This is a genomic window from Streptomyces sp. NPDC001137, assembly GCF_040298885.1.
GTDB lineage: Bacteria > Actinomycetota > Actinomycetes > Streptomycetales > Streptomycetaceae > Streptomyces.
On the sequence record NZ_JBEPBA010000001.1, the window covers coordinates 82473 to 98389 of the forward strand.

Sequence of the window (15917 nt, forward strand, 5' to 3'; positions counted from 1 at the left end):
GCCCTGTGCAGCCGTCCTCTTCACTCACTTCTTCGTCCCTTTCGCGAAACGGTGGTCCGTCATGCCCTTCGAACAGCACGGCAATCCCCTCGAGCCCTTCGAGGAGCGGCTCTCGGCGGATCTGCGGCAGGCCGGCGACACCTTCGAGGCCGACCGGGCCGCGCTCGTCACCGCCGGCGCGCTGCGGGGGCGGCGACGTCTGCTGCTGCGGCGGCGGGCCGCCGTCGTGGGCGGGGTCGCCTCGCTCGCCCTCGTCGGCGTGGGCGGGGCGGTGCTGCTGCCCGGCAGCGGATCGCCGGCGCACCAGGACGGGGCGTCGGTCGGCACCGGCAGCCACACCGCCACCGCCGCACCCAGCCCCTCGCCCGTCTCCGGCGACCAGCTGGTCCGCACGCTCGAAAGGTTGCTTCCCAAGGGAAGGTTCAGCCAGGCGGAAGCGCGCGGGTCGGACGAGCAGCCGGGGCCGTATGTGCAGCTCGTGTACGACGACGGAAAGGGCCCGGCGGCCATCAGCGTCGGCCTGGGGCGGGTCGAGCCGGGGAGCGACGAGGCGCGCGGGACCACCGAGTGCCCGGGGAAGGTGTTCGTCCATTACGACGCCTGCAGCACGACCCGGCTGCCGGACGCCTCGGTGGTGATGGTGCTGCAGGGCTACGAGTATCCGGACCGGCGGGTGGACACCAAGTGGTGGAGCGCCGAGCTCGTCACGCCGAAGGGTCAGCATGTGAGCGTGAGCGAGTGGAACGCGGCGGCCGAGAAGGACGCGCCGATCAGCCGGACCGAACCACCGTTGTCGGCGGCCCGGTTGAGGAAGCTGGCAGCCGCCGGTGCCTGGCGGGACGCCGTCGACGCGATGCCCCCGGACACGAACCGGCCGGCCCCGCAGCCGAGCGCGACCGGGACGGCCGGCTCCAGCGCGATCGCCCCCACGCTCAAGTCCCTCTTGCCGAAGGGGGTGTTCAAGGTGTCGGACGACAGCGGTGACGACTCCGGATACGGCTACCTCGTCCTCGACGACGGCAAGGGCAAGAACTTCGTCCAGGTCAACGTTCAGCCCGACATGTCGGACGCCGAGGGTGATCTCTTCGGCTCCGGCGCGGAGGTCCTCGCCGACGGGACGAAGGTCGCCACGCACCAGGTGCCGAGCGAGAAGGGCGGCGCGGGAGCCGTCATGTGGACCGTCGACACCCTCCGGACCGACGGAAGGCGGGTGGTGATCAGCGAACTCAACTCCGGCGCGCCGAACGACGACGCGACCCGCGAGACCCCCGCGCTGACCATGAAGCAGCTCCGCGAGATCGCGCTCAGCCCCAAGTGGTGGCGCTGAGGGTGACAAGGGGGGCGGCGTGCGGGGCCTGGCGCTACGGGTCCCGCCGGCCGCAGCCGTCCGCCCCGCACGTGCCCAGCTCGAACCACACCGTCTTGCCCTGTCCGTCCTGGTGGCAGCCCCAGCGTCGGGCCAGCGCGTTCACCAGGAACATCCCGCGGCCGCTCTCCGAGGCTCCCGCCTGAAGCACCTGCGGGGTGCGGCGGCCGCCGTCGCGCACCTCGCAGCGCAGGACGCCGTGCGCCGCGGAGAGGGTGAGCCGGAAGCGGCTCGCGGAGTGCAGCAGGGCGTTGGTGGCCAGTTCGCTGACGAGGAGTTCGGCGACGTCCACCAGGTCTTCCCGGTCGGTCAGCCCCCAGACCTCCAGCTGTCTTCGGACCTCTGTGCGGGCCTCGCGGACGGCGGTCGGGCGGGGATCGTACTCCACGCTCGAATGGCCTGCCCGCAAGGGCGGTTGAGGGTAAGCGGCGAACTGAGCGTCCGAGTCCGGGTGGGGGGTCCCGGAGAGATCCAGCATGGATTCAGGGTGTCCTCCCCGGTGCCGCGGCAAACGGGGAGGACTACCTGTTTCCATACCTGCGTACGGGGCAAGCGGTTACCCGTACTGCAGCCGTACGGTCGTCCCCGTGGCGTCGTCACGGACGTCGACGTAGGCGCAGACCTGCCGGGTGAACCACAGGCCCTGGCCCGGTTCCAGTTCGGGTACGGGCGGGGGGACGAAGCCGGCCAGCGGGTCGTCGAGACGGCGTGACGCGCGCAGTTCGCAGACGCAGGCGGGTGCCTCGCCCCACATCAGGGCGCCGGTCACGGAGCCGAGGGAGATGGCCGCCGCGGTGACGGCCTCCGTGAACAACTCCGCGTCCGCGGGCGCAAGTCCACGGGCGGCGGCCGCCCTGCGCACGGCCTCCGGGTCCGGCTGCCTGAGCGGCTCGGCGGTGGCCGGGGGCAAGGGCAGCGGCACGGAGTCCAGTTCGGCGGTGAGGCGGACCGGGTCCTCGTAGACGGCGGTGTCGGGGTGGGCGCGGCGGGCCGCCTCGATGATGGCCGCTCCGGCGGTGCGGGTGTCGTACGCGCACAGGGCCGTCGCCGCCAAGGGTGCGAAGAGGAGGTTGGCGAGCGCCTCGTAGCGGATCCACTCGGTGGTCTCCCGGACGGAGCGTCCTGCGCGGCCGTTCCAGACGGGTTCCATGAGGAGGTGGATACGGCCGCCGGGCCCGGCGTGCGCGGCGAGGTAACCGGCGCCCTGGGCCACGGCGTTGGCGGCCGAGCCGGTGTACCACTCGGTGTGCGGGACGAAGGTGATGCTCTTCGTGTCGCCGCCGAGGGCCTCGCGCAGCAGATCCAGCTTGTCGGGGGCGGCGATGGCCACCGGCGGGGGTTCGCCGGGGGCGCCGAGGCCTTCGAGGAGGAACGGCAGCGCGGCGGCCACGAACTCGTCGTCCGCGCCGTACACGGCCATGCGGTGGTCGAACGGGGTGGGGGCGGGTGGTGTGCTGGTCATGGTTCTCCGCTCTGTGGGGGGTGTGGGGGCCGGGAGGGGAGCCTGGACGGGGCTCAGTTCTGGGCGGTGACCCAGGCGGCGATCTGGCTGCGGTTGCTGAAGCCCAGCTTGCTGAGGATGCGTTCCACATGGCCTTCGGCGGTACGGCGGGCGATGACGAGCCGGTCGGCGATCTGCTGGTTGGCGAGGCCCTGGGCGACGAGTTCGGCGACCTCGGTCTCGCGGCGGGTGAGCGTGCTGTTGCGCGGGGGCCGGGATCTGCGTCGGCCCCTCGTCTCCCCTGCCGCCGTGGCGGGCTGGGGCGTTTCGCTCTTCGTCGCATGGGCGACGAGCTCCGCGAGTCCGAGGGCGCCTCCTTTCTCGTAAGACCGCTCGAAGGCGGCCCGTCCCAGGGCCTTCGACGCCCGCTCGCCGCTGTCACGGCGGATGGCGCCCAGGTAGGCCGATCCCCAGCGGTCCCGGTCGATGTCGGCCCAGGTGCGGTCGGCGCCGCCGAGCAGGGCGGCCGCGTGTTCATGGGCGCCGGCCCGGGTCGCGATATGGGCCAGCAGGTCGAGGGTGAGGGCGATGCCGGTGACGTCGTGCACGGCCAGCTTGAGGCGCAGGGCCTCGCGGGCGTGCCGTCCGGCCTCGTCCCAGTCCTCCTTCACGGTGTGGGCGAGGGCCAGCATCCGCAGCACGTACGAGCGCACCCACTCCTCGCCGTGCTCCTCGCACAGCCGGCGGGCCCGTTCGCAGACCTCGACGGCGCGGTCGGCCTGGCCCAGGAAGCCCAGGGCGCAGGCGAGTTCGACCTGGTCGAGGCCGTGCAGACTGAGATGCTGGCCGGGGACGGGGCCGCGGGCGACGGAGGCCTCGAAGTGGTCGAGGGCGGCCGGCAGTTCGTCGCTGAACAGGCGGATGACGCCGATGACGTAGGCGGCGTGGGCGGCCTCGGACTTGTCGCCGAGGTGCTCGGCCAGCGCTTGGGCGTCCCGTGCGCGGCGCAGGCCTTCACTCATGTCCTGGGTGGCGGCGGCGAGGAGGCCGGCCACCCACAGCCCGCGGGCCCGCGGGGCGGTCGGTTCGGGGTTGGCGTCGAGGGCCCGCTCCAGCCAGTAGCGGCCCTCGCGGGGTGCGCCGCAGGCGTGCCAGTAGAACCACAGGGTGCCTGCGAGGCGCAGGGCGGCGAGACGTTCACCGGGGGCCGTGAGGCTGAAGTCGAGGGCGGCACGCAGGCTGTCCTGGTCGGCCCGCAGCCGGGCGACGATCTGCCGCTGCCCGGGCCCGAACCAGGCGTGTTCGCAGTCGGCGGCCCGCCGCTGCATCCAGTCGCGCTGGCGGCGCCGGGCGGCGTCCTCCTCGCCCTCCAGCCGCCGCAGCCGGTCGAGGCCGTAGTGCCGCAGGGTGTCCAGCAGCCGGTAGCGCACCCCGTCCGGTCCCGTCTCCCGCCCCAGCACGGACTTGTCGACGAGCCCCGCGACCGCCTCCAGCACCTCCTGCGCCCGCACCCTGCCCCCGTCTCCGGCCGGCGTGACCCCCCTCTCGCCTCGCTCGCCGTCCGCGCACACCGCCTCCGCCGTCTCCAGGTCGAAGCCACCGGGCAGGACGGAGGCCCGCGCCCACACCAACTGCTCCTCGGGGGTGCACAGTTCGTGGCTCCAGTCGACGGCGGCGCGCAGGGTCTGGTGGCGGGGCAGGGCCGCGCTGCTGCCGGCCGTGAGGAGGCGGTAGCGGTCGTCGAGGCGCTCCAGGAGCTGTTCGACGCCGAGGACGCGCATGCGTACGGCGGCCAGCTCGATGGCGAGCGGAAGCCCGTCCAGGCGGTGGCACAGGCGGGCCACGGCGGCGCGATTGCCGGCGGTCAGCCGGAAGCCGGGGACCACGGCGGCGGCCCGGTCGGCGAAGAGGGCGAGGGCCGGGTAGCCGTCGGCGGCGGAGAGATCCCCGTCCGGGTCGGGGACGGGTAACGGCCGTACCTCCAGAAGGTGTTCCTCGGTGAGCGCGAGGCGGTGCCGGCTGGTGGCGAGAACACGGACACCGGTGGTGCCGTGCAGCAGGGCGGCGGCGAGCTCGGCGCAGGCGGACAGCAGGTGTTCGCAGTTGTCCAGCACGAGCAGCAGACGCCGGTCCCGTACCTGCTCGACCAGGGCGTCCAGCGGGGGCTGCGCGGAGTGGTCGTGCAGGCCGAGCGCGTCGGCGGCGGTGAGGGGGACGAGCGCCGGATCGTGCAGTCCGGCCAGGTGCACGAAGCGCACGCCGTCCGGGAAGGCCCGTTCCACGCGGGCCGCGATGCGTGCGGCGAGCCGGGTCTTGCCGACGCCGCCCGGACCGGTGAGCGTCACCAGGCGCGCCTTGGCGAGCAGTTCACGCCCCTCGGTCAGCTCGCCGCGCCGGTCGACGAAGCTGGTGGTCTCGACCGGCAGGTGGCGGTCCCGTCGCGGCGCCGATCCGCCCATGATCAGCCTCCCTGACTGCATTTCCCGGGGGCCGACCCCCGGACCCCCAGCAGAAAAGCAGGCTGGCCAGCGTGACCGGCACGGGCATCGCAAGGCGAACCTGAGTGAAGCGGAACATCACTCTTCTCCGCAATCGGCATATATGCACGTTCCGGTCACACACGCGGGTGCACTTCGCCGGACGGCGCCTCTGCGGTGACGGCTGCGCGTACACTCCGGCCGGTTTTCGCTCTCTTGACCTGTCCATGCCATTCCATGACGATGGGGCGGCACCCGCACAGGCACCTCACAGGCACGTCGCACTGAACCACCCCACCTCCCTAGGAGAATTCATGCGACTTCGGATACGAGGCTCGGGCGCCCGCGGCGGCAGACGCACCGCCGCGTTCGCCGCCCTGCTCGCCCTCGCCCTCGCGGCACCCGTCTCGGCGACGGCCAGCAGCGCCCACAAGGCGGCACCTTCGGGCGACGACGTCCGCCAGTACGAGATCCACGTCGACCACAACACCCCCGTCACCCGCACCGCCATGGCCGCGGCCGGCGTGACCGTGGACGAGGCCGACGAGGAGACGGTGGTCGTCTCCGGACGGGCGGCACAGATCAGCACGCTCCGCCGGCAGGGCTACGACGTCTCACCGCTGGGCTCGGCGCCGGACCGCTCCTCGGGCTCGGACGGCGTACGGCTCTACGACTTCCCCTCGGCCGACTCGAAGTACCACAACTACGCCGAGATGAACACGGAGATCGACCAGCGGCTCGCGGCCTACCCGAACATCATGAGCAAGCGGGTGATCGGCAAGTCCTACCAGGGCCGGGACATCATCGCCATCAAGGTCAGCGACAACGTGGCGACGGACGAGAACGAGCCGGAGGTGCTGTTCACCTTCCACCAGCACGCGCGTGAGCACCTGACGGTGGAGATGGCGCTGTATCTGCTGCGCGAGCTGGGGGCCGGTTACGGCAGCGACTCCCGTGTCACCAGCCTGGTGAACAGCCGCGAGATCTGGATCGTGCCGGATCTCAACCCGGACGGCGGCGAGTACGACATCGCGACCGGCTCGTACCGGTCGTGGCGCAAGAACCGGCAGCCCAACTCCGGCTCCTCGTACGTCGGTACGGACCTGAACCGGAACTGGAACTACAAGTGGGGCTGCTGCGGCGGCTCTTCGGGCTCCACCTCGTCCGAGACCTACCGCGGTGCCGCGGCCGAGTCCGCGCCCGAGGTGAAGGTGGTCGCCGACTTCGTACGCAGCCGGGTGGTCGGCGGCAAGCAGCAGATCACCGCCGGGATCGACTTCCACACGTACAGCGAGCTGGTGCTGTGGCCGTTCGGGTACACCTACTCGGACACCGCGACCGGGATGACGGCGGACGACGCCGCCGCCTTCAAGGCCGTGGGGCAGAAGATGGCGGCGAGCAACGGGTACACCGCCGAGCAGTCCAGCGACCTGTACATCACGGACGGGTCGATCGACGACTATCTCTGGGGCAGTCAGAAGATCTTCGACTACACCTTCGAGATGTATCCGACGTCCAGTTCCGGGGGCGGGTTCTACCCGCCCGACGAGGTCATCGAGCGGGAGACGTCACGGAACCGGGACGCGGTGCTGCAGTTGCTGGAGAACGCGGACTGCATGTACCGGTCCATCGGCAAGGCGGCCCAGTACTGCAGCTAGCGGCTAGTCGGCGTCCTCGGCCTCGGCGCCTTCGGTGTCCTTGGCTTCCTCGGCGCCTTCTTCGAAGTACGCGTCGAGGACCGCGTCCAGCTGTTCGTCCCACTCGCTGAAGCGCGCCCTGGCCGTCGCCTCGATCTCGATCGGGTACCAGCGGCGGTCAGGGGTGTGGACGGTGATGGTGAACCGCTTGCCGAAGCGGGGCGATTCGGTCTCCACGGCGCCGATCTCGTCCCAGCGGAACTCGCACTCCTGGTCGTCCAGGCTGAGCCGGACGCCCCTGTGATCGGCGACGATCTTCGCGCGCCGGTCGGAGGCCTCGAAGACGGGCCCTTCGGGGGCCGCGTCCTCGTCACCGTCCTCGGAGTCCTGGTCCTCGGCGACCGGCACCTGTTCCTCGGCCTCGGACTCCGCCCCCTCGGACGCGACCTCCTCGCCCTCGAGTTCCGGCTCGGGGGACTCGGCGTCTTCCGCCTCGACCTCCTCCGGCTTCTCGGAGACGGGTGAGGTGAGCCCGGGGATGAAGGCCGGGTCGAACCCGGCACCGGTCACGGGCTCTGCCTTCAGGGGCTGGCTGCTCGATCCTATGCGCTGCTCCACAGCGGGCAGTATGGTCGAAGATCCTGTGGCGGACACAGCCAGCCCCAACTTCGTTATGAGACGCCTACACGAACAGGCTCAGCACGGCCGCCACCGCGAAGCCGACCACGGACAGCACCGTCTCCAGCACCGTCCACGTCTTCAGGGTGTCCCGTTCCGTGATGCCGAAGTACTTGGCCACCATCCAGAAGCCTCCGTCGTTCACATGGGAGGCGAAGATCGAGCCTGCCGAGATGGCCATGATGACGAGGGCGACGAAGGCCTGGGAGTGGTGGCCCTCGGTGAGGAGGGGGGCGACGATGCCCGCCGTCGTGACGATCGCCACCGTCGCCGAGCCCTGGGCCACGCGCAGGACCACGGAGATCAGGTAGGCCAGGACGAGCACCGGGAGGCCCACGTCGTGGAAGGTGTCCGAGAGGGCCTGGGCGACGCCGCTCGCCTTGAGGATCGCGCCGAAGACACCGCCCGCGCCCACCACCAGCAGGATGTTGCCGACCGGCTTGAGCGAGGCCGTGGACACCGTCTCCAGGGACTTGCGGGACCAGCCGCGGCGGATGCCCAGCAGGTAGTACGCCAGGAACAGCGCGATCGTCAGGGCCACGAACGGGTGGCCGAAGAACTCGATCACCGAGCGGCCGGTTGACGGGTCCAGCGCGATCGAGGAGAAGGTGGCCGCGAGGATCAGGACCAGAGGGGTGCCGATGATGCCCAGCACCGTGCCCAGCGGCACCGGGTGCTCACGCGGCTCGACGCCCTGCTCCCGCTGCTCGTTGATGATCGCGAGCTTCGCCTCCGCCGCCTCCACCATGTCCTGCGGTACGGCGACGAAGATGCGGCGGCCGATCCACGCGGAGAACGCCCAGGCGGCCAGTACCGCAGGGATGCCGCAGACGATGCCCATCAGGATGACCCAGCCGAGCTGTACGTGGAGCAGGCCGGCCGCGGCCACCGGCCCCGGGTGCGGGGGCAGGAACGCATGGGTCATCGAAAGGCCCGCCAGGAGGGGCAGGCAGTACAGCAGGATCGACTTGCCGGAGCGCTTGGCGGCGGCGTAGACGAGGGGCGCGAGGACGAAGATGCCCACGTCGAAGAAGACCGGGATGCCGAAGATGAGGCCCGTCAGGCCCATCGCGAGCGGGGCCCGCTTCTCGCCGAACAGTCCCAGCAGGCGTGACGCCAACACCTCCGCGCCACCGCTGACTTCGAGGATGGCGCCGAGCATCGTGCCCAGGCCGATGATGATCGCGACATGACCGAGGATGCCGCCCATACCGGTCTCGATGGTGGACACCGCGTCCGAACGCTGGACCGTGCCGAAGAGTTCGGTGACCGACAGGCCGGCGAGCAGGCCGACGGCTATGGAGACGGCCAGCAGCGCGACGAACGGCTGGAGTCTCACCTTGATGATCAGGAAGAGGAGCAGGGCGATACCGATGGCGGCGACCGTGAGGAGGCCGGCCGTTCCGTCGACCAGCAGGAGCAGGCCTCCGGTGTGGGGTGGGGGCACGGGGGCCGGGGCTGGTGCGGCGAGCGGGAGGGACATTTGGGGGTCCTCTATGTAAATGCATGGGCCTTCGGGCAGGGGGGATCGCGGCACGGCGCCCAGGGATGACGGGCGCCGCACCGTGAGTACGTACGGTGTGCGGGAGTTGAGGGACCGTCAGCCGAGTACGGCCAGCGCGTCGATCTCGATGAGGAGCCCCGCGGGCAGACCGACGTAGACCGTCGTGCGCGCGGCGGGCGGCTGGGTGAGGCCCTGTTCCTCGAAGTAGGTGTTGTAGAGGGCGTTCATCTCGGCGAAGTGGTCGACGTCCGTGAGGTAGACGCGGATCATCATCACGTCGTCCCAGCTCGCACCGCCCTCCTCCAGGATCGCCTTGACGTTGGCGAGGGTCTGGAGGGTCTGCTCGCGCAGGGTCGGGCCGGCGGGCGTGGGGGGCTTGCCCTCCTCGGCGGGCAGGAAACCGACCTGACCGGCGACCTGCAGGATGTTGCCCTTCTTGACGCCGTGGGAGAACTTCGCGGGCGGAGTGGTGTGGGTCTTGGGGGTGAGGGCGATCTTCTCGGTCACTGGCTGTCCTTCACTGGCGTTCTTCCGGAGTACTCCCCGCTGATCGCGTCGGCCGTGCGGCGCACCAGGGGGAGCAGGGTGAGGAGTTCCTCGGCGGTGACGACGACGTTCGGCGCGGAGACCGACATCGCGGCGACGACCCGGCCGTCGGCACCGCGGATCGGTGCGGCGACGCAGTTGATGGACTCCTCGTGGCCGCCGAGGTCGGTGGCCCACCCCTGTTCGCGCACCTTGTCCAACTCCCGCAGGAAAGCGGGGGCGTTGGGGGTGGAACGGGAGGTGTACATGGGGTAGTCCAGCTTGTCGGCGAGCGCCCGGCGCTCTCCTTCGGGCAGGTCGGCGAGGAGCAGCTTCGCCACCGCGGCGACGGTGATCGCGACCGGCTTGCCGATCCGCGAGTACATCCGGACCGGGTAGCGGCTGTCCACCTTGTCGATGTAGAGGACCTCGGACTCCTCGTACACGGCGAGATGGACGGTGTGGCCGCACTGCTCATTGAGGCGTACCAGGTGGGGGTGGGCGATCTCGCGGATGTCGAGGTTCTCCATGGCCTCCTGGGCCAGGGCGATGAGGCGGGCGCCGAGGCGGTAGCGCTGGTCGGACTGGCGGTAGACGAGGCCGTGCTCGTGCAGCGTGCGCAGCAGGCGCAGGGCCGTGGACTTGTGCACGTCCAGGCGGTCGGCGACCTGGCCGAGATCGGCGGGGCCCTCGGCGAGCAGCGGCAGGATGCTGAGCGCGCGGTCGACGGTCTGGCTCATGGCGTACGTACCTCCTCGTCGGCCCGATCGACGGCTCGCTCCACGGCGTGATCATCGGCTTGCGTCCAGCCGGGGCCGAGTCGAAGTTTCCCCCACGCGTCGTCGTCGAGGGCGGCGAGGCGGTCGGCGTGGTGGCGGGTGGGGGGCGGGGCGAGGTCGCCCTGGGTGGTGAGGGCGGCTGCCGCCGCCAGGTGGCCGTGGCGCAGGCGGTCCCTCAGGGGGAGATCGCGAAGGGTGGCGGAGAGGAACCCTGCGGCGAAGGCGTCACCGGCGCCGGTGGTTGCCACGACGTCCACGGTGAGGGCGGGGACGAAGGTGCCCGGCGTGGGGGCTGAGGCAGAGGCGGTGTCGCTGACCCGCGCGTGCGGGGTGCCGCCTTTCTTTGGGTCGGGAGCCGCCCCAGCGGCACGACTGCCCGCAGGCTCTGCGAAGTGGCGGCCCGCGGGCGGTGCGGCGTGGCCGCCGGTGGGTTTCAGGGGCGCGGGGAACTGCGCGACAAGCCCACGACTGCCCGCAGCCGACACGAAAGCGGTGGCCCCCACGCTCCCTTGCTTCACCACCAACACCCGCGGTTCCGGCAGTGCAGTGCGAACCGCGTTCGGGCCTCCCCTCACCCCCCACGCCTCCTCCGCCTCGTCCTCCCCCACGAACACGATGTCGGCTCCGCGAGCCAGTTCCAGCAGCACCCCCGCTCCGTCGGCGTCCGGCCACAGGCCCGGCCTGTAGTTGACGTCGAAGGAGATCAGCGGGCGGCCTGTCCGCGGTGCCGTCAGCTCGCGCAGCAGCCCCAGGCACCCCTCCGACAGCGCCGCCGTGATCCCCGAAAGGTGCAGTACCCGGCCCGCGCGCACCGCCTCCAGGTCCGTGTCGGCGACCGTCATCGCGGAGGCCGCGGATCCGGTCCGGTAGTACGCCACCTCGTGGGCGGCGGTCGACCGGTCCCCGGCCGTGCGGAAGTAGATGCCGGTCGGGCGTGCCGGGTCCCGTCGTACGGCGGTGACGTCGACGCCGTACGCCCCGATCGCCTCGACGAGGTGGTCGCCGAAGCCGTCGGCGCCGACCCTGCTCACCCAGCGCACGGAGTGCCCGGCGGCTGCGAGGGTGCAGGCCACGTTGGATTCCGCGCCGCCGATGGCGCGGTCGAAGGAGGGGACGTCGGCGAGGCGGCCGGGACGGGAGGGCAGGAACGTGACCATGGACTCGCCGAGCGCGACGACATCGACGACCTCGACGACCTCGACGGCATCGGCGCCGCCGGGGGCGTTGCAAGGTCCGGTCGCGGTCACGATCGTCGTAACTCCTCGGTGGTTGGCGGGCGGGCGGATGGTCGTTGACCCCGCGTTGGCCGAGATGTTAGACACCGGTGAGCGATATATGCAATGAGCGTTGCAGTTACTGCAACACACCAGATCAGGAGGCCTGTATGGGTACGGAAGATCTCGCCCGGCTCGCCGGGGAACGCGTCGACCACCGGTTCAAGGGCCTCCCGCCGGACGCCGACGGACTGACCGTCGGCGAGCTGGCGGCCCAGCGCCGCAACCTCTTCACCGGCGGCTTCGCGACCCCCGTCCTCGCCCTGTCGGCCGAGCGCCTGGAGCACAACCTCGCGCTGATGGAGACGTATGCGACCCGCCACGGCCTCGCCTTCGCCCCGCACGGCAAGACCACCATGGCCCCCCAGCTCTTCCGGCAGCAGATCGAGCGCGGCGCCTGGGGCATCACCCTGGCCGTCCCGCACCAGGTGCGCGTGGCGCGGGCGTTCGGGATCCAGCGGGTCTTCCTCGCCAACGAGCTGGTCGACCCGGCCGCCCTGCGCTGGATCTCGGCCGAGCTCGACGCCGACCCCGAGTTCCGTCTCGTCTGCTACGTCGACTCCGTGCGCGGGGTGGAGCTGATGGACGCGGCGCTGCGGGGCGCGGGCCGCCCCCTGGACGTCGTGGTCGAGCTGGGGGCCGGCGCGGGCGCCCGTACCGGGGTGCGCACGGAGGCGGAGTGCGCGGCGATCGCCGATGCCGTGGCCCGGACGCGGACGCTGCGGCTCGTCGGTGTCGCGGGCTACGAGGGCGAGGTCCCGCGGGCCGACCCGGAGCGGGTGCACGCCTGGCTGCGCCGGCTGGTCGCACTGGCCGTGGACTTCGACAAGGCGGGGCGGTTCGCGGGGCTTGACGAGATCGTCGTGAGCGCGGGCGGCAGCGCCTGGTTCGACGCGGTGGCGGACGTGTTCGCCGAGATCCCCGAACTCTCCGCCCCGGTGCTGAAGTTGCTGCGCTCGGGCGCCTATGTCTCGCACGACGACGGCCACTACCGCAAGCTCACCCCCTTCAACCGGGTCCCGGAGGAGGGTGCCCTGGAGCCCGCCTTCCGGCTCTGGGCCCAGGTCGTCTCCCGGCCCAACGCCGACCAGGCCTTCGTCAACGCGGGCAAGCGCGACGCGGCGTACGACCTCGATCTCCCCTTCGCGCAGGTCGTCCGGCGGGACGGCGTCGAGCGCCCGGCGACCGGCATCTCGGTGACCGCCCTGTCCGACCAGCACGCCTGGCTGCGGACGACGGAGGAGGCGGACCTGGAGGTCGGGGACTGGCTGGGCATGGGTCTGTCCCACCCGTGCACGTCCTTCGACAAGTGGCAGCTGATCCCGGTGGCGCAGGCGGACGGCACGGTGGTCGACTACATCCGTACCTTCTTCTAGGAGGCAGGCCGTGGAAGAGCTGGTCATCCGGGACGCGGACGTCGTGGACGGCAGCGGCAAGCCCTCGTACCGGGCGGACGTGGTGGTCGACGGCGGCAGGATCGTCTCGATCGTCAAGGAGGCGGCGGCCGCGGGCTGCGGGCGCCCCAAGGCGCGCCGGGAGCTGGACGCGGAGGGGCTGGTCCTCTCCCCCGGCTTCATCGACATGCACGCCCACAGCGATCTGGCCCTGCTCCGGGACCCCGACCACAGCGCCAAGGCCGCACAGGGGGTCACGCTGGAGGTGCTGGGTCAGGACGGGCTGTCGTACGCCCCCGTCGACGACCGCACACTCGCCGAGGTGCGCCGCGCGATCACCGGCTGGAACGGGTACGGCGACGACATCGACTTCGACTGGCGTTCCGTGGGCGAGTACCTGGACCGGCTGGATCAGGGAATCGCGGTGAACGCGGCCTATCTGATCCCGCAGGGGACCGTCCGCATGCTCGCCGTCGGCTGGGAGGACCGCGAGGCGACCCCGCAGGAGCTCGACCGGATGCGGCAGTTGGTCGCGGAGGGCATGGAGCAGGGCGCGGTCGGCATGTCCTCCGGGCTGACCTACACGCCCGGCATGTACGCCAAGGACGCCGAACTGACCGAGCTGTGCCGGGTGGTGGCCGAGTACGACGGCTACTACTGCCCGCATCACCGCTCGTACGGGGCGGGCGCCCTGGAGGCGTACCGGGAGATGGTGACCCTGACCCGTGAGGCGGGCTGCTCGCTCCATCTGGCCCACGCCACCATGAACTTCGGTGTGAACGAGGGCCGGGCGCCGGAGCTGCTGTCCCTGCTGGACGAGGCGCTGGCGGCCGGGGCCGACATCAGCCTGGACACGTACCCCTACACACCCGGCTGCACCACCCTGGTGGCGCTGCTGCCGAGTTGGGCGAGCGAAGGCGGCCCCGAGGCGGTCCTGAAGCGGCTGGCGGACGACGAGAGCGCCGAACGGATCCGGCACCACATGGAGGTCGTGGGCGCGGACGGCTGCCACGGTGTGCCCGTCGAGTGGGACACGATCGAGATCTCGGGCGTGGCGGACGCGGGGCTGGCCGATTTCGTCGGCCGTACGATCCTGCGGTCGGCCGAGGCGCGCGGCGAGTCCCCCTGGGCCACCGCCCGTCATCTGCTGCTTGCGGACCGGCTGGGCTCGACGATCCTCCAGCACGTGGGCCACGAGGAGAACGTCCGGGCGATCATGCGGCACCGCGTCCACACCGGCGGCTCGGACGGCATCCTCCAGGGCACGAAACCGCACCCACGCGCCTACGGCACCTTCCCGCGGTATCTCGGCCGGTACGTACGGGAGTTGGGGGTGCTGACGCTGGAGGAGTGCGTCGCCCGTCTGACCTCACGGCCCGCCGCCCGGCTGCGGCTGCCGGACCGGGGCCTGGTCCGCGAGGGCTACCGGGCCGACCTGGTGCTGTTCGACCCGCAGACGGTGGCCGCGGGGTCGACGTACGAGAATCCGCGCACGCTCCCGACGGGCATTCCGTACGTCCTCGTCGACGGCCGGTTCGTCATCGAGGACGGCCGGCGGACGGACGTACTGGCAGGTCGGGCGGTCCGTCGCAGTCCCGTGCGACGGAACGCCATCCGGCGGTGAGCCAGGGGACTACGGTTTGGGCAGCGTGCAGCCGCCGGCGCTCAGGTTCAGCTTGTTGCCGGTGGTGAAGCAGGCCGGGATCTGGTAGATCTCCTCGGCGTAGTTGGTGCCCTGACGGACCGTGACATTGCCGCTCGTGTCGACCTCACAGGGGTTGTTCTCGGTGCAGCGCTCGCCGTCCTCGTTGCCGGTGTTGTTGACGGCGACGACCTTGCCGGTGGCGTTGTCGACGACGGGCGAGCCCGAGGTACCCCCGATGGTCTGGCAGGCGGAGGTGTAACGGACCGAGTCCTTCCAGGTCCATTCGCCCTCCTTGAGCCGGTAGACGAAGCCGTCGATGTTGCAGGCGTACGTCTTCTTCCAGTAGCCGGAGACGACCGTGATCGCGGTGCCCGCGGTCGGGTGCGTGTCCTGCACGGTGAGCGGGCTGATGCCGTACGTGCTCTTGATCTTCGCGTAGGTGGTGGTGAGCTGGTAGATCGTGACGTCCGTGTCCGTCATCGTCGCGTACGCCACCTTGCTCGCGCGCAGCGTTCCGACCTTGGTGGCCGAGGCGTTGAGCAGGCTGAAGCTACGGCTGGAGGCCTGGTCGACGATGACCTCGCCCGCCGCCGGGAACCCGGTCTCCAGGCAGTGGCCGTTGGTCATGACGAGCGCCGGGTCGGTGTCCGCGGAGCTGGGAAAGCGGATGACGGAACCGGAGCAGTTGCTGAGCGCCACGGTGCCGGCGAAGTTGACGGCCTTGATGGTGGGCGTGGCCGTCTTCGTCGTCGTCTTGGTGGCCGCGCCGCCCGCGAGCAGGGGCGCCGCGACCGCGGGTGCCATGCCCGCCCCGGTTATCACCAGGGCCGAGAGCACGGCGAGGAGAGGCTTCTTCATGTGGGGGTCCCCTCTTGCGACTTGGGCGACCGGAGATTTTCCGGCCGCCCATAGATTTGACATGTGCATTGTGAGGGGACAGGGGTGGTTGGGCAAGGACCCATCCGGCCCTACGGCTGCTTGGGACCCTTCGTGCCGCCCTGACCATGTCCGGGCTTGCTGCCGGAATGCCCCGGGCCCGATGCGCCCACGGTGGGAGTGGGCGCCGCCGTGGCACCCGCGGTGGAAGCCCCGGCCGAGGGGTCCCGGGTCGCACCCTCGGACGCGGTACGGCTCGGCGAGACACTCGGGCTCGGGGAGGCCGCCGGGGGCGATTCGGCCCCGGCGCCGACAGGGGGA

At 71.3% G+C, this 15917-nt stretch carries 13 protein-coding genes; 4 read left to right on the plus strand and 9 right to left on the minus strand.

The features are described from left to right. Positions 1 to 61 precede the first annotated feature (61 nt). Positions 62 to 1327, plus strand: coding sequence for a hypothetical protein (locus ABT254_RS00405; protein ID WP_351462220.1), 1266 nt, complete (start codon positions 62 to 64; stop codon positions 1325 to 1327). Between the two features lie 34 nt (positions 1328 to 1361). On the opposite strand, the gene ABT254_RS00410 is transcribed toward ABT254_RS00405, so the two are convergent. From ABT254_RS00410 to ABT254_RS00420, 3 genes are all read right to left on the minus strand, one after another. Beyond that, positions 1362 to 1844 (minus strand): ATP-binding protein, encoded by a 483-nt coding sequence (locus ABT254_RS00410; protein ID WP_450750966.1) that lies wholly within the window; start codon positions 1842 to 1844, stop codon positions 1362 to 1364. A 78-nt stretch (positions 1845 to 1922) separates the two neighbouring features. Beyond that, on the minus strand, positions 1923 to 2828 hold the full coding sequence (locus ABT254_RS00415; RefSeq protein WP_351462221.1) for an anti-sigma factor RsbA family regulatory protein: 906 nt from the start codon (positions 2826 to 2828) through the stop codon (positions 1923 to 1925). A gap of 53 nt (positions 2829 to 2881) precedes the next feature. Continuing rightward, positions 2882 to 5266, minus strand: coding sequence for an ATP-binding protein (locus ABT254_RS00420; RefSeq protein WP_351462222.1), 2385 nt, complete (start codon positions 5264 to 5266; stop codon positions 2882 to 2884). A 332-nt stretch (positions 5267 to 5598) separates the two neighbouring features. Between ABT254_RS00420 and ABT254_RS00425 the strand changes: the two genes are divergently transcribed. Continuing rightward, positions 5599 to 6942: a M14 family metallopeptidase gene (locus ABT254_RS00425; protein WP_351462223.1), complete on the plus strand. Its 1344-nt coding sequence runs from the start codon at positions 5599 to 5601 to the stop codon at positions 6940 to 6942. 3 nt (positions 6943 to 6945) lie between these two features. Here ABT254_RS00425 and ABT254_RS00430 read toward each other — a convergent pair whose 3' ends face one another. The 5 genes from ABT254_RS00430 to ABT254_RS00450 form a co-directional block, all read right to left on the minus strand. Then, complete coding sequence (locus ABT254_RS00430) at positions 6946 to 7539, minus strand: hypothetical protein (protein WP_351462224.1); 594 nt, start codon at positions 7537 to 7539, stop codon at positions 6946 to 6948. Between the two features lie 64 nt (positions 7540 to 7603). Further along, on the minus strand, positions 7604 to 9082 hold the full coding sequence (locus ABT254_RS00435; protein WP_351462225.1) for a GntP family permease: 1479 nt from the start codon (positions 9080 to 9082) through the stop codon (positions 7604 to 7606). 117 nt (positions 9083 to 9199) lie between these two features. Next, positions 9200 to 9610 carry a RidA family protein gene (locus tag ABT254_RS00440; protein WP_351462226.1) on the minus strand — a complete coding sequence of 137 codons (411 nt, stop codon included), beginning with the start codon at positions 9608 to 9610 and terminating at the stop codon, positions 9200 to 9202. Beyond that, positions 9607 to 10368: an IclR family transcriptional regulator gene (locus ABT254_RS00445; RefSeq protein ID WP_351462227.1), complete on the minus strand. Its 762-nt coding sequence runs from the start codon at positions 10366 to 10368 to the stop codon at positions 9607 to 9609. Before ABT254_RS00445 ends, ABT254_RS00440 begins: the two co-directional genes overlap by 4 nt. Further along, positions 10365 to 11654: a sugar kinase gene (locus tag ABT254_RS00450; protein ID WP_351462228.1), complete on the minus strand. Its 1290-nt coding sequence runs from the start codon at positions 11652 to 11654 to the stop codon at positions 10365 to 10367. The genes ABT254_RS00445 and ABT254_RS00450 overlap by 4 nt, the downstream gene beginning before the upstream one ends. 137 nt (positions 11655 to 11791) lie before the next feature. On the opposite strand from ABT254_RS00450, the gene ABT254_RS00455 reads away from it, so the two are divergent. Further along, positions 11792 to 13057: an amino acid deaminase gene (locus ABT254_RS00455; RefSeq protein WP_351462229.1), complete on the plus strand. Its 1266-nt coding sequence runs from the start codon at positions 11792 to 11794 to the stop codon at positions 13055 to 13057. A 10-nt stretch (positions 13058 to 13067) separates the two neighbouring features. After that, entirely contained in the window at positions 13068 to 14699 is a 1632-nt protein-coding gene (locus ABT254_RS00460; protein WP_351462230.1) for an N-acyl-D-amino-acid deacylase family protein, read from the plus strand. 9 nt (positions 14700 to 14708) lie between these two features. On the opposite strand, the gene ABT254_RS00465 is transcribed toward ABT254_RS00460, so the two are convergent. Beyond that, complete coding sequence (locus ABT254_RS00465; RefSeq protein ID WP_351462231.1) at positions 14709 to 15578, minus strand: S1 family peptidase; 870 nt, start codon at positions 15576 to 15578, stop codon at positions 14709 to 14711. Positions 15579 to 15917: the final 339 nt, after the last annotated feature.